The organism is Corynebacterium sp. Marseille-P4611 (assembly GCF_916618765.1).
GTDB classification, from domain to species: domain Bacteria; phylum Actinomycetota; class Actinomycetes; order Mycobacteriales; family Mycobacteriaceae; genus Corynebacterium; species Corynebacterium marquesiae.
Map to the genome: position 1 here is coordinate 2143329 of NZ_CAKAKD010000001.1, position 13984 is coordinate 2157312.

The window sequence follows — 13984 nt, forward strand, 5'->3', positions numbered from 1 at the left end:
GCTATCGGGCACGTAGTCACTTACGGCCCCCACCTGAGGCCCTACTAAAAGACCGCTATGGGAGTCTGCGCCCCGCTTTACCTCGGCTCCCAAACCGTCCCGTGGGCAGGACGGTTAGGGGTTAAGGGTCAAAAAGTGTGTCCGGAATCGCGGATTTTCACGGATTGACCTGTAGGTTTCCGGAAAGTATATGCTCCGGAAGCATATATCTAGCCCCCGACGGGAAATCCTCGGTGTGGCAGCCGTGATGTGCTATGCGCGGCGTGGTGTGGTGTCGCAATGTCGAAGAACCAACCACGCTGCCACTGCGGCGGTGAAATGAAACGCAACGGCACCACCAGCAAAGGCACCACCAGATGGCGCTGCAAACAATGCGGCGCCTCCAGCGTCAAACGTCGAAACGACATCACCAACGCGGCAGTGTTCACCCAGTTCATCGAGCATTGCACCACCGCAATATCACTCGACGACCTAGCCAAACGAAACGGTGTTAGCCGCGCCACCATGAAGCGGCGCTTCAAGTGGTGCTGGCTCGTTGATGTGCCTGACCCCACCGCCGGCCACCACAAGCGGATCTACGACCAGGTATTTCTCGATGGCACCTACACCGCCGGTGGCTGCCTGATCGTCGCGGCGACCATCGACCACGTGATCGCCTGGCACTGGTGCAAACACGAAACCACCCGCGACTACCAACTGCTGCTTGAACGCATCGAAGCCCCACTCATCGCCGTCATCGACGGCGGCCAAGGCGCATACAGCGCAATCAAAAAGTGCTGGCCGACTACGAAAATTCAACGCTGCCTCGTCCACGCCCAACGCGTGGTCCGCCGCTACACCACCACCAACCCACGCACCGATGCCGGGCGCACCATCTACCGACTTGCGCTGAAACTGACCCGGATCACCACACTGGATGAAGCCGCCGCGTGGGGTGTGCAACTGCACGAGTTTTCAACGATCTACCGGGAATGGATGAACGAGAAAACCATGATCAAAGACCCCAAAACAGGTGCATGGACCCGCGTGTGGACCCACCACAACGTGCGCAAGGCCTACAACAGCCTCAACCATCTTTGGCGGTCCGAGATGCTGTTTGTCTACCTCAACCCGCCAGCAGGAGTCCTTGCGCCCGAGCGGATCAAATCCACCACCAACAGCTTAGAAGGCGGCATCAACGCCCAGCTCAAACTGCTCGCCAGAACCCACCGCGGCAGATCAGGCGAACGACAACGCCGCATGCTGGATTGGTGGCTCTACTTAAAAACGGAACTGCCTGACGATCCAGTACGAATCGCCAGGCAGTCCGACTGGGGCCAGGGCCAACTCGCCAAAGTATCCACCCTGACCCAAACCGAGAACCAAGCCGACCACGAAACAGGACGCCCAGCCCTCTACGACAACGCTATCGACACCGACTACACCCACTCAATCGGCATTCAAAAAGGCCAAATCTAACCCCCGCGACACGCCGAGCCAGACACACATTTTGACCCTTAACCCACGGTTAGCCCTTAACCCTCGAGGCCTCCCCTACATGTCGCTAGACCGCACAGGTCTTAGGTAAAGAAAAAGCTGCGAGCCAAGTGGCTCGCAGCTTTCCGTTGGTACCCCGTACGGGATTTGAACCCGTGTTACCGGCGTGAGAGGCCGGCGTCCTAGGCCGCTAGACGAACGGGGCGCGTTCGCGGCAATCGCACGCTGTGCGTTGCGGACTTGTTAAGAGTAAACGATGGGTTAATTCAGCACAAATCGCGCGGTCAACGACGGTTTTGAGGGCAGGCGAAGGAAAACGCAAAAATTCCCGAGTCCGGTACTGCAGTGAGGGTTCTTCGTGGCCGAGGTGCGGATCGAATCAGTGGTTATTCCGCAAGCAATCTGTGGATAGTCCGTGGCCGAGAACGCTGTGCTAGTAGGACTCGGGATGGCGCTGTGCGTCGAAGAGCATATGCAGCAGGCTCCTATACTTCGTACAAACGTTGGTGGGAAGGAAGTTGTGGATTATAGCGTTACTACCTGGCTACGCTTTCGGGCTGTGCGCCTTGGCTGTGGTGCGTTTCGCTTTCTGTCACCCGCTCTCCTTTCTGTTTGTTTTCTGCTGTACTTGCAGTTTATGCCTGCACGTGCAGGACAGGAAGGGTTTTGCACAACTTCGCGGTGGTCTTAACCCTGGTTTCATTGGCAGAACGCTGCTAACTGCACGGACGAGCCCAATGGTCTGGGGGTAGGTTATAACCAGTTTTATTTGCGCCGTGGCCACACCCCACGCTGGCGCTAGAAAAAGACATTTCCCCGGATATGAAAAATCCTCCAGCCTTTAGGCTGGAGGTCTTTGTACCCCGTACGGGATTTGAACCCGTGTTACCGGCGTGAGAGGCCGGCGTCCTAGGCCGCTAGACGAACGGGGCATAGAACTAGTGATCCTGCGGTTTAATGCATTTTCACTGCTGGCCTACCAGGACTCGAACCTAGAATGGCGGTACCAGAAACCGCTGTGTTGCCAATTACACCATAGGCCATTTGCTAACTTGCGTTGGAAGCTTAACGCCTTCCGGCTGTTCTCCCTTGCTCGCTGCAACGTGTAATAACTATAATGATCATCGCGTAAACTGCCAAATCGCCAGCGCACAACACATTTTTAGGCCACTAGGATGGTAAATAAAATGCGGCGAATGACAGCGCTGTAGTTCAGCTATCATTCGCCGCCTTACGGAAGGTGCTCCTCCTACTGTGTCGCCGACACGTAGGGAGTCACTTCACGGGCCGCACGAAGGCGGGCCAGGGTGGACTCCTTACCCAGCAGCTCCATGGACTCAAAGAGCGGTGGGGAAACCTGGGCGCCGGAAATAGCTACGCGCAGTGCGCCGTAAGCCTTACGGGGCTTCAACTCAAGGTCTTCAATAAGGGCCTTGGATAGTGCCGCCTCAATATTCTCGGTCTTCCAGTCCGCAATGCCCTCGAGGGTCTCGATGCCCACCTCGAGCGGCTGAATGGCCTCTTCCTTGAGGTTCTTCTTCGCCGCCTTCTCATCGAGCTTTAGGTCGGCATCCGGGGTCACTAAAAAGCTCATGAGACCATAGGCATCAGACAGAGTCTTGATGCGGGTTTGTACAAGATCTGCGGCGAAGGCGAACTTCTCACCGTCATAGTCAGCCGGGAAATCCGTGTATTCGGTCAAGTAGTTACGCAGACGGAAGGCAAACTCTTCTGGGTCTAGCTGGCGGATGTGATCCGCGTTGATGGCCTCGAGCTTCTTCTGGTCAAAGCGTGCGGGATTACCCAGCACGTCGTGGACGTCGAAGTTTTCTACCAAGTCATCCATGCTGAAGATGTCCTGGTCCGCGGACAGGGACCAGCCCAACAGGGACAGGTAGTTGAGCATGCCCTCCGGGATGATGCCGTTATCGCGGTGGTTAAACAGGTTGGACTGCGGGTCGCGCTTAGACAGCTTCTTATTGCCCTCGCCCATCACGAAGGGTAGGTGGCCAAACTCTGGGGTGAACTCGGCAACGCCAATCTTCTTAAGGGCGTCGTAAAGCGCGAGCTGACGCGGAGTAGAAGAAAGCAGGTCCTCACCACGCAGCACGTGGGTGATGCGCATCAGGGCATCATCAACCGGGTTAACCAGGGTATAGAGCGGCGCACCATTGGAGCGAGCCACCACATAATCTGGCTGGGTTTCAGATTTGAAGGTCATTTCCCCGCGCACCAGATCAGTCCAGGTCCAGTCCTGCTCCGGCATGCGCAGGCGCCAGACAGGCTTGCGACCTTCGGCCTCAAAAGCATCGATCTGCTCCTGGGTGAGATCGCGGTCAAAGTTGTCATAGCCCAGCTTCGGGTCACGGCCGGCCGCCTTGTGGCGCTCCTCTACCTCTTGGGCAGTGGAATATGCCGGGTAGACAAAGCCACCTTCGATGAGCTTGTCCAAAACTTCCTTATAGATGTCCATGCGCTGGGACTGACGGTAAGGCTCGTGCGGGCCACCGACATCGATGCCTTCATCCCAGCCCAGCCCAAGCCAGGTCAGGGAATCAATGATGGCCTGGTAGGACTCTTCAGAGTCACGGGCGGCATCGGTGTCCTCGATGCGAAATACCAGCTTGCCACCGGTATGGCGGGCATAGGCCCAGTTGAATAGTGCGGTGCGCACCATGCCTACGTGCGGTGTGCCGGTTGGGGATGGACAGAATCTAACGCGTACTTCAGTCATGCCAACCATCGTAGTGGAGCCGCCGATTCCAGTCCGCACCAGCCCAAAGCGGGCCCACACCACCCCGGCGCGCGGGGCTACTTTCCGTGTGCACCTACACACAAATAGGGGTAAGCGGAAATAGATTTCAGTAGAAATGCACAGGTCAGCGAAAACGGCTTCCATTACCACTAACGGTTTATGAAATTCATTTTCTATAGTTTCTGATGGAATTATGAGAACTGTAGAAAGGCCTCCCCAACAGTGGCTTCCCCACGCATCCGCTTCCTTGCCGCGCTCAGCACGCTAGCGCTTATCACGCCCGCCACGGCCGTCGCCGGCCCCGATGATGGCAAGCACATTGTCACCGATACCCACGTTGACTCCCCCAAGTCATTTTGGGAAAACAACGATTTTGTCCTGAAGTCTGAATTTGGGGGACAAGAGCCGCCGATCGCAGACACCGTTGCCTGGGTGGGCAGGGGCTACAGTGCCATGGACGGCCACAACCAGTACCTCTATACGCTGCCGGAAAACGGCACTCAAGACTATATTGGGGCGCCCGGAACCACGTACTACACCGCCCCGCACCAGGTGTCCGGCAATACTTCACCCATCTGGTTGGGCTTTGGCGCCGATACTTCCCTGCCTACTGACAAATTCCGCGATGGCGTGGCTTTCCTAGATTTGCTGAGCGTCGATGGCCCCGGCGAGGTCGAGTTGTTTACCAATAAGGATGATGCGGACGGCACCCAGCTGCACCGTATGCTCGGCTCCTTCCCTGATTCACCGCATTCGGCCTATCTCGTTGCAGGCACGCACACCCACAACTCCACGCTGTTTACCAAGCCCGGCCGTTACCGCCTGACCTACCGCACCAGTGCGCGCGGCAAGGACGGCCGGCTTATTGCCAATGAACCACAGACCACAACGATTCAAGTAGGTGGCCACAAGCCCAAAAACGAGAAGACTCCAAGCCTCAAGGAACGCTTTGCCCAGTCCGCGACTGGCGACGCCGCCGCTGCCGGCTACAGCCTACGCATGGCCCCTAAGCGCAATCCCGAAAAAGACGGCGATGACAAGCTCACCACTATTTCCTTCGACGCTAAAAATAAGGCGCAGGGTACCCTGACGCTGCTTATCGACGGCTATTTCCTCACCGACCTCCCCGTTAAGAACGGCCGCGCGCAGTGGGACGAGTACATGGGGCCAGAGCCTTCCCGGGTGCAGGCCGTATTTACCCCAGAGGGTGACGCCCCGCGCTGGATTTCTAGTCCCCTTGATGTCCAGCCCGGCGCGTCCGTTCAGACAGATTCTTCTTCCTCCGCTGATACGTGGCAGGAAGCCTCCCACCCGCGCCAGCTTGCCCCCACCCAGGAAACCGAGTTGCAGGAGCTGGGCTATACCATCCGCATGCGCAAGCAGGGCAAGGGCGGTACCAAAATCGTGGTCGATACCGAGGATAAAAACTTCAACGGTCTTCTCACCGGCGGTCTTTATGATGCCAAGGATTCCAAGTACCCCACCGTGGATCTTGAAACCCCCATTACCAATGGCCACGGCGAGGTTGCCTTTGACGAGGGCGAATACTTCACCGGCTCCTATGCCAAGGTGAACCTCTTTCCACATTCCACCGTGAAGGCCGGGCATGCAAGCAGCGTGATTACCGAGTCCTTTGCCTTCGGCGAAAACTACGAAACCACGGGGCGGTTCTCCACTTCCAACGAGGAACCGGACACCACTCCCGGCAAGGAAGACTCGCCTTCGCAGGCGCCGCAGCCTGGCGCAAATGAAGCGGAAGCCGACACGCACCAGTGCAGCGAGAAATACCTATTGGATCGTGGGCACGTGGACATCAAGGCTCAGCCTGCCGAAGGCGGCTTTACTACCGTTCTGCGCGATGACACGGCACAGGTGGATAAGAAGTCTGTCGACCGCAAACTTGATGACGTGGTGCTCGGCGTACACGATAATGCGCTCACCCGACGCAACGACAAGCTTGCGGGCAAGGAGTTCGACTTTCTCGGAAATCCCGGTGAGCGCTTCTATCACCTACCGCAGACACAGAATCAACACATTATCTGGCCCGGTTATAACACTCAGGACTTGGATTATTCCGCGACCAAAGACAATGCCGTCAACCTCAACCTGAAGCCCACCTCCACCCCAGACGGGGCCGAGTGGGGCGCCTTTATCGACGCCTCCCATGGCAAGGGCTTTTCGGTCTTGGCGAACTCCGCGGCCAAGGACTACACCATCGAGACCAGCTTTCCGGCCCACACCCACACGCACTGGGCCTTTTCCAAGCCTGGCCTCTATACCTTCGAGGCCACCTATACGGCCACGGGGAAGGACGGCAAGGAACTTAAGTCCGAGCCGCAAACTCTGACCTTTGCCGTGGGCGATAAAACCCTAGATTCTTGTTCCTCCCGCAAGCCGAGCGACTCCGAGGGCGAGACCCCCAGCGAGAGGCCGACCGAGAAGCCGGACGAGAAGCCAGACGATTCCGCTAAGCCCGAAGAGCCAAAGGGGTCCTCGTGGAGCCCGTGGAGCTTAGTCCTCCCAGCGGTCCTCGTGGTGGTCTTCAAGGCCTTCTATAACTTCTTCCGCGATAACGAAGACCTCATCCGCCGGCGCTTCGGCCTCAATTTCTAACCCACACCAACCCAACTGACTAGACGGGACACCACAATGCACCAAACCCACTCTCCTGCCACCCGGCGCGCCCCACAGAGGCGCCGGTTCATGTCGGTACTTGCTGCTGTCTTTGCCGCAGCTTTAGCCTTCTTCTCTCCCGGCGCAGCCTTGGCCTTCGATGAGGTCTTTGATTCCGGACACGTCGACGCCTTCTACGTCACGGCCCCTGATGGCACGCTGCACCTTTCTATGAAGGAAGACATCACGGGGTCTGCCGTTCCGCGCTCTGGCGATGACGTAGTGCTCAAAGTCGTCGAGGATGCCTGGTCCGATGCCACCGAGGGCGTGCCAGAAATCGGCCAACCCACCTATTTCCTGCCACAGGCCCAAGACCAGCGCATCATCTGGCCGGGCTGGGATACCCAACCCGTCCGCGATGGCGGCTTCGAAAGCGTTGATCTGGAATTTGCCGAGGTCTCCGGCCCGGGCTCCGTGTATGTCTTTGAAACCAGCAGTTTTGGTGGCATCAATGCCGTGACTGATTCCGGTTCCATGGAGCTCACCAGCGGTGAGGTCATCAACCAGCCCCATCCTGCCCACAAGCACGTCAATTGGGCTTTTAGCGAGGCCGGCACCTACACCATGACGGTGCGCGCCCATTCCAATGGCGAGTCCAGCAATGCGGTGACCTACACCTGGGAGGTGGGCGACGGCGGCGATGCCTCCACCGCGGATCGCGCGGCTGATTCCGGCGACGCCACCACTGACCAGGAAGCTGCAAGCACAAAGCGACCTGCAGGCAAGAGCGACGCGGCAGGCTCGGAGACGTCCGGCGCCGCAACAGGCGAAGAATGCACCCCGGGCATGACCCCGCAAATCAAAGACGATACGGTCTCGCCCTCCGAGTGGCGCGATGCCGATGGTGCCACCTTCTACCTCTCCGATAAATCCAGCGTGGATCTCCCCCAAGAAGTAGGACCAGTGCCAGCAGGAAAGGCCTGGATGATTGGTTCTACCCAGGTCGAGGGTGTTCCGTGGTTAGGTGCGAATACCCAAAGCCCGTCGATGCGTGAAAATATCCCCGGCGATGTCACCTGGGAATTAGTGGGCTTCAAGGGCCCCGGCCCGATGATGGTCTACTCCCAGGGCGGGCTGGGCAAGGTCGTCGGCGAGGAGTGGTTCCGCGGCAACGCAGATGCAGCAGAAGGCACCCATTCCATCGCCCCGAATACTCACGTGCACCCCAACTGGGTCTTTGGCGCCCAGGGAACCTATGACGTCACCATCCGCCAAGTAGCTCAAACTGGTGAGGGAAAGCAAGTTGCCGGTGAGGCAACGCTCCATTTCGTCATCGGCGGGGATGCACCGGCCAAGGCATTTGACAACGGACACTTCGACTTGGGAGCTGCCGTGAATCCAGACGGCGGCGACTGTGGGAATGGCGCGGCGGCAGGTGGGGCGTCGGCAAGCGCTAGCGGCTCTACCTCACACACCGGATCCAGCAACGGTCAGTCGGCGCAGGCACAAGGCACGGGCGGTTCTTTAGCCAATACTGGAACCCCCATCGTGCCCCTCGGCATCGGGGTGTTGGGCCTGGGAATGCTCTTCCTCGGCCTGGGCATTGCGCGGCTGGCCGTAGCTAAGGCAGCGGACTAATGGGGCGTTCATTTTCCCACAATCGCCGGCGCCTTACCGTAGGGGCAGTTCTGGGCTGTTGCCTGCTCACCGCTGGTTGTGCGTCCTCGGCCGCACATGATGCTGGGACCGGAGAAGTGTTCAGCGTGGTGGCTACCACCCCAATCCTGGCAGACCTAGCGCGCAACGTAGCAGGAGAAGATGCCCAGGTCAAAAGCCTCATCCCCAGCGGCAAGGATCCGCATACCTTCGAGCCAACGCTGCGCACGGTGCGCGATATTGCCAACGCCAACCTGGCGCTAAGCAACGGCTACCTGCTGGAGCCGCAAGCACTTATCGATACGCTGCACGAGTCCACCGATGCCCCCGTGGTGGAGGTCGCCGACGCTGCCTCTACCCGCGGTGCCACCCTGGTGCCGCTGGTCGAAGATGTCTCCTTGGATGCCATTTGGCTGGGCCTGCGCATCAGCGGCGCCGCGCCACACTCCTCCGGAGTGGACTTTCGCATGGTTTCAGCCGACGGACCGGGCGACGTGGCGGCCTATGTGGTCTCCGCCTTCGGTACCCCGGAGATCCTCTTTAACTCGGCTGATGGCGTCGATGGCAAGGAAGACGCAGTAACCCTTCCTGCCAACGCCCACACCCACGTCTCTTGGGGGTTTTCCCAGCCAGGGATCTACCGCCTTGGGTTTCAGGCCGACGGGACCGAAGTCCAGCACCTCACTGTAGCCGTGGGCGTCAACCCACCCGCTGGAATGCAGGCCATTGATTCCGGGCACCTGGATATTGAGGCAAACCTGGCGCAGCACCGCATTGACCTGCGCGACCAAGACAAGCGCTTTGACCCCGCCACCACCGCGGTATCTATCCCCTCGTCAGTGCTGCAGCCCATCCCGCCGGATCCTGCCTACCGCTTCCTCGGCGCGCCGGGCTCGGATACCTACCTCTTGCCGCAGGCCGTGCTGGGCAAGCACATCCACGGCGAGGTGGATCCGCATTTATGGCACAACGTGGACAACGCTATCGCCTACGTAGATGTCATTGCGGAGGAGATGGCGCAAGCAGATCCCTCCCACGGTGCCGCCTACCGGCAGCGGGCAGCGGCCTATACGAAGCGCCTGCGGGACACGGATGACTATGTAAGCCGCGCCATTGCCTCTATCCCTGCTAAAAACCGGCACCTAGTGACCACGCACCATGGCTACGCCTACCTCGAGCAGGGCTATGACATTTCGGTGGCGGGTTTTGTTACGCCCAACCCGGCCATCGAGCCTTCCCCGCGGGAGGTCATAGCGTTGCGCCGCACGCTGGAGAACCTGCATCTGCCTGCTGTTTTTGTCGAGCCCGTACAACAGGCCAGCGCCGACACCCTTACCCAGGCCGCCGCGGAACAAGGCGTGGCGCTGTGCCCCATTTATGGCGACACGCTGGACGACACCGTCGGCTCCTATATCGACCTCATGAAGTTCAACGCTGATTCACTCCAGCGTTGCCTGAACCCCAATTCCACTAATGGAGAAAACAATGCTTAAATTCGCTACCCGTACCGCTATTCGCACCGCCGCCTGCGCCCTTACTGCCGGCCTTGCTTTTTCTACGAGCCCTGCCTGGGCCGGCGACCTCGCACAAGTCGTCGGCGCCGAGGAACAGGTCGCCCCACAGGGCGAGGACAAGGTCATCGACACCGGCCACGTTGACGTTGGCGCTTTGCTCAACGGCACCGATTCCGAACTCATGGCCCGCGATGATGCCGGCGACAAGCCCGTCTGGCGCCACCTAGATGGTCTTGTCTTTGCCGTGGGCGATAAGGCACAGCAAACCCTACCGGAGACCGATGACTTTGGCTTTGTAGGCGCCGATTCCGGCGAAAAGGTCTGGGTAGTTCCCCAAACCGAGCAGGTCGGGGTTCCCTGGCTGGGTTGGAATACCCAAGCGCCCTCGCTTGTCGATGCCGCCGATCGCGGAGTCACCATGGAATTCCTCGGCCACTCCGGGCCCGGCGATTTCTCCCTTTTCCTGCAAAACGGCGGTTTTGAAGCACCACAGCTGTTGTGGTCTACCGCGCAAAAAAGCGACGAAGACTTCTGGGTAGACCTCAATACCCACACCCATGCCAACTGGACGTTTACAGAGCCAGGCACCCATCAGGTAGGTATCAGGGTCAAAGGCAAGACCAAAGATGGCGCCGATTTCAGCACCGATGGCGTGCTCACCTTTGCCGTGGGCGATGATGCCGATGTCCAAGCGGCCCAAGATACTACTTGGAATCCAGACGATGCCCAGACCACAGGCTCTTCCATCCCCACTTGGGTCTTTATCCTCGCCGGCGTGGGTGCCGTCGTACTCCTGCTGGCCCTTGGCCTAGTACTGCGCTCTTCCAAGCGGGGCGATAGCCGTGGCTAAACCGCTCATTTCCGTTGCCGACCTGGACGTATCGCTATCCCACCGGCGCGTAATCACCGGTGCGAACCTAGAGGTCCACCCGGGAGAATTCATTGGGCTCTTAGGCCCCAATGGCGCGGGCAAGACCACGCTTATGCGCGCCATTTTAGGGCTCATCCCGTCCTCCGGTACCCGAGAGATCGGGGGAATCGTAGGCTACGTGCCCCAGCGGCACGAGGTGGAATGGGGCTTTCCCATCAATGTCTACCGCACCGTGCTCAGCGGGCGCACCGGCATCATCGGCTGGCTCAAGCGGCCGCGTGCCGCGGACCACGCCGCGGCGACAGAGGCTCTTCGCTTGGTAAACATGGAGAATTTTTCCACCCGCCCCATCGAGGAGCTCTCCGGTGGTCAGCGCCAACGCGTCCTCATCGCCCGAGCGCTCGCCACGCAACCAGACGTGCTGCTGCTCGACGAGCCTTTCACCGGCCTCGACGCCCCCAATACCGAATCACTACTCGAGCTATTCGAAGAGCTCTCCCAGCGCGGCAAGGCCATCCTCATGTCCACCCACAACCTGTCTGAAGCGGCGCACTCCTGCCACCGCTTGGTCCTCTTTAACGGCACCGTGGTGGCCGATGACTCCGCTCCGCGCCTTCTTCACCAGACCGCTCCGTGGACGCAAACCTTTGGCGTACGCGCCGGTTCTCCCCTGCTTTCTGCCATTGGAGTCTCCGCATGATAGAAATTTCCTTTCTCGATTTCCTCCGCGACCTGGCTAACCCCCACCTCGACTTTCTCGCCCGCGCGGTAGGTATTTCTGTGCTTGCGGCCATCGTTTGCGGCGTCGTCGGCTGCTACGTGGTGCTGCGCGGCATGGCCTTTATCGGCGACGCCGTCTCCCACGCGGTTTTTCCCGGTTTGGCCATAGCCTTCGCTTTGCAAGCCTCCGTGCTCGTCGGTGGCGCGGTGGCCGGAGCGGTTGTGGCGTTGCTCATCGCCGCCTTTTCGCAGCGCCGCCACGTACGGGCAGATTCCATCATCGGCATTTTCTTCGCCGCTGCCTTTGCCTTAGGCATGGTGATCATCTCGCGCACCGATGGCTATAGTGCTTCGCTGACCAGCTTTCTCTTCGGCTCGCTCACCGGCGTATCCCGCAGCGATATCATCGTCGCGGCCAGCGTGTGCGCACTGGTTATCGCCGTCGTCGTAGCTTTTGGCCCCCAGCTCAACGCCACCTGCCTGGACCGGGAAACCGCCCGCGCCATGGGTCTGCCCGTTGTTGTGCTCGACATCATGTTGTACCTGTGTGTCACCGCCGCCGTGGTCATTTCTGTGAGCACCATTGGCAATATCTTGGTCCTCGCACTTCTTATCACCCCGGCCGCGACGGCACGCCTGCTTACCACGCATCTTGCGACCATGATGTGGCTTTCCGCCCTCATCGGCGCGCTGTCCAGCTTCTTCGGCATCTACCTGGCATGGGCCATTGATCTTCCGGCCGGCGCCACCATCGTGCTCACTCTCACCGTCATTTTCTTAAGCGTTTGGGCCATCCATCCACTCCTCGGCGCCCGCAAGCACGTCGGTGCCTCGCTTTCCGACGCCCCACGTCCCGACACCCCACGAAAGGAATCCGTTACCTCATGAAACCAGTCTGCCGCACCACGGTGGCCCTAGGCGCTGCCAGTCTCATCGGCCTCGGCTCACTTTCAGGGACGGGCGTAGCTGCCATAGCCCCCGCCTCCGCCCACGCAGAAGAATCCGCCGCGGCCTGCTCCGCCAGCGACTTCGATCTCATTACCAAGGGCCACCAAGACATGGCGCTTAGCGGCGATTCCGGCGACCTCAGCTTCACGGTTAAAGACGATGACAAGGGAATCAAGCATGACTCTGAGACCTTTGCTATCGAGGTATCCGATGGGTTGAAACAGCCACTATCTGGGCTCGGCGATAGTTCCCTTCCTGAAGAAGGCTGGGTACTGCCTCAAACCCAAGACCCCACCGCTCCCTGGCTGGGCTTTAACACCCAGGAGCTATCCCAAGACCTACTCGCCGCTGATGACACCGCAACCTTAAGCATGGCGATCGCACAGGGCCCAGAAGATGGGCGCATTGTGGCCTACCAGGCGGAGCTAGGCGAACCCACGGTGCTCATGGACACTGAAGATGGATCCGCCTGGGATTACCCAGGCAATTCGCATTCCCACCCGGCATTTGCGTTTACCAAGCCCGGAACCTACGCGGTGAGCTTTACCTTTGAGCTTCCCGACGGCTCCCGCCACCACCTCCATGCCGGCTTCCTCGTAGGAAAGCAGGCTGAGGCGAAGGACCTGTGCGACGTGGACTATTCCGAAGCGGATGCGGCCACTGGTTCTGGCAACGGCGCGGATAGCCGCCCCAAGCAACTGGAAAAGGACATCAAAGATGTAGACAAATCCATCGCCGGGTTGGACAAGGAACTGGAGAAGACCCTGCAGGAAGGCCAAAAATTCCTCGACGGCGGAGCACCTGACGAAGCGGAAAAGGGCAAACACTCAACGCACAAAAAGCCGGAGAATACTGAAAAGTCTGGAGCGCCACAAAAGTCCCACGCTCCGACATCAACCCGATCCACTGCCCCTGCGCAAAAGTCCAGTTCTGGTTCACAAACTACGACCCACCACTCGGCTAGCCGTGTCAACGAATCTGCCTCCACCGCAAAATCAGGCAAGAGCACGTCATCTGGCTCGCACCGCTCCGCTTCCACCAGCGGTTCTTCCCACTCGACTGCGAAGAAGTCCGCCAGTACGAAGGGCACAAAATCCTCGTCCCGTGCGAAAGCAAAGTCCGCCGACGCCCGCAGTGCACAGCATGTTCCAGATGCAACAGACACAGAGAACAAGGACAGCAAGAATGTGCTGACCGATGCCGCTGCCTATACCTCTACCCTCGCAAAAAGCAGCTTCTGGGCGGGGATCCTGGCCGGACTGGGCGCATTCGCCTTAGCGCTCGGCATCGGGCTGTTGGTCTATGTCCAGTTCTTCCGCAAAAAGAAGACACCACACCAGCACCAGACCAACGATGCCACGGCGAACATACCGGGCGTCGATTAGCGCAGGCCCGGCTTAAGAAAACAAAATGCCCAGAGGATCTCTCCTC

At 59.4% G+C, this 13984-nt stretch carries 9 protein-coding genes and 3 tRNA genes; 8 read left to right on the forward strand and 4 right to left on the reverse strand.

The window, feature by feature from the left end:
* Positions 1 to 279: 279 nt before the first annotated feature.
* Positions 280 to 1458: an IS256-like element IS1249 family transposase gene (locus LG376_RS10255; protein WP_005323424.1), complete on the forward strand. Its 1179-nt coding sequence runs from the start codon at positions 280 to 282 to the stop codon at positions 1456 to 1458.
* A gap of 147 nt (positions 1459 to 1605) precedes the next feature.
* Here the strand turns inward: LG376_RS10255 and LG376_RS10260 are convergent.
* The 4 genes from LG376_RS10260 to gltX all read right to left on the reverse strand — a co-directional run bounded on the left by LG376_RS10260 (position 1606) and on the right by gltX (position 4219).
* Positions 1606 to 1681 (reverse strand) — tRNA-Glu (locus LG376_RS10260).
* A 654-nt stretch (positions 1682 to 2335) separates the two neighbouring features.
* Positions 2336 to 2408, reverse strand: a tRNA-Glu gene (locus tag LG376_RS10265).
* Positions 2409 to 2447: 39 nt separating this feature from the next.
* Positions 2448 to 2519, reverse strand: a tRNA-Gln gene (locus tag LG376_RS10270).
* 206 nt (positions 2520 to 2725) lie between these two features.
* Positions 2726 to 4219 (reverse strand): glutamate--tRNA ligase, encoded by a 1494-nt coding sequence (gltX, locus tag LG376_RS10275; protein WP_225747037.1) that lies wholly within the window; start codon positions 4217 to 4219, stop codon positions 2726 to 2728.
* A 234-nt stretch (positions 4220 to 4453) separates the two neighbouring features.
* Here gltX and LG376_RS10280 point away from each other — a divergent pair, with 234 nt between their 5' ends.
* The 7 genes from LG376_RS10280 (at position 4454) to LG376_RS10310 (ending at position 13938) form a co-directional block, all read left to right on the forward strand.
* A complete protein-coding gene (locus LG376_RS10280) occupies positions 4454 to 6844 on the forward strand; it encodes a choice-of-anchor M domain-containing protein (protein ID WP_225747038.1) in 2391 nt (796 codons plus the stop codon).
* 90 nt (positions 6845 to 6934) lie between these two features.
* Complete coding sequence (locus LG376_RS10285; RefSeq protein WP_225747039.1) at positions 6935 to 8482, forward strand: choice-of-anchor M domain-containing protein; 1548 nt, start codon at positions 6935 to 6937, stop codon at positions 8480 to 8482.
* Positions 8482 to 9993: an anchored repeat ABC transporter, substrate-binding protein gene (locus LG376_RS10290; protein ID WP_225747040.1), complete on the forward strand. Its 1512-nt coding sequence runs from the start codon at positions 8482 to 8484 to the stop codon at positions 9991 to 9993. Before LG376_RS10285 ends, LG376_RS10290 begins: the two co-directional genes overlap by 1 nt.
* Positions 9986 to 10864: a choice-of-anchor M domain-containing protein gene (locus LG376_RS10295; protein WP_225747041.1), complete on the forward strand. Its 879-nt coding sequence runs from the start codon at positions 9986 to 9988 to the stop codon at positions 10862 to 10864. Before LG376_RS10290 ends, LG376_RS10295 begins: the two co-directional genes overlap by 8 nt.
* On the forward strand, positions 10851 to 11585 hold the full coding sequence (locus LG376_RS10300) for an anchored repeat-type ABC transporter ATP-binding subunit (RefSeq protein WP_370633408.1): 735 nt from the start codon (positions 10851 to 10853) through the stop codon (positions 11583 to 11585). The genes LG376_RS10295 and LG376_RS10300 overlap by 14 nt, the downstream gene beginning before the upstream one ends.
* The gene (locus tag LG376_RS10305) at positions 11582 to 12493 is read left to right on the forward strand and encodes an anchored repeat-type ABC transporter permease subunit (protein WP_225747042.1); all 912 of its coding nucleotides are present in this window, start codon (positions 11582 to 11584) and stop codon (positions 12491 to 12493) included. Before LG376_RS10300 ends, LG376_RS10305 begins: the two co-directional genes overlap by 4 nt.
* Positions 12490 to 13938, forward strand: coding sequence for a choice-of-anchor M domain-containing protein (locus tag LG376_RS10310; RefSeq protein ID WP_225747043.1), 1449 nt, complete (start codon positions 12490 to 12492; stop codon positions 13936 to 13938). The genes LG376_RS10305 and LG376_RS10310 overlap by 4 nt, the downstream gene beginning before the upstream one ends.
* Positions 13939 to 13984 lie beyond the last annotated feature (46 nt).

What these genes read in the sequence shown, in the direction of transcription:
- LG376_RS10310 (WP_225747043.1), top strand. Translation starts at nt 12,490, where the DNA reads ATGAAACCAGTCTGCCGCACCACGGTGGCCCTAGGCGCTGCCAGTCTC.
- LG376_RS10295 (WP_225747041.1), top strand. Translation starts at nt 9,986, where the DNA reads ATGCTTAAATTCGCTACCCGTACCGCTATTCGCACCGCCGCCTGCGCC.
- LG376_RS10285 (WP_225747039.1), top strand. Translation starts at nt 6,935, where the DNA reads ATGTCGGTACTTGCTGCTGTCTTTGCCGCAGCTTTAGCCTTCTTCTCT.
- gltX (WP_225747037.1), bottom strand. Translation starts at nt 4,219, where the DNA reads ATGGTTGGCATGACTGAAGTACGCGTTAGATTCTGTCCATCCCCAACC.
- LG376_RS10255 (WP_005323424.1), top strand. Translation starts at nt 280, where the DNA reads ATGTCGAAGAACCAACCACGCTGCCACTGCGGCGGTGAAATGAAACGC.
- LG376_RS10290 (WP_225747040.1), top strand. Translation starts at nt 8,482, where the DNA reads ATGGGGCGTTCATTTTCCCACAATCGCCGGCGCCTTACCGTAGGGGCA.
- LG376_RS10305 (WP_225747042.1), top strand. Translation starts at nt 11,582, where the DNA reads ATGATAGAAATTTCCTTTCTCGATTTCCTCCGCGACCTGGCTAACCCC.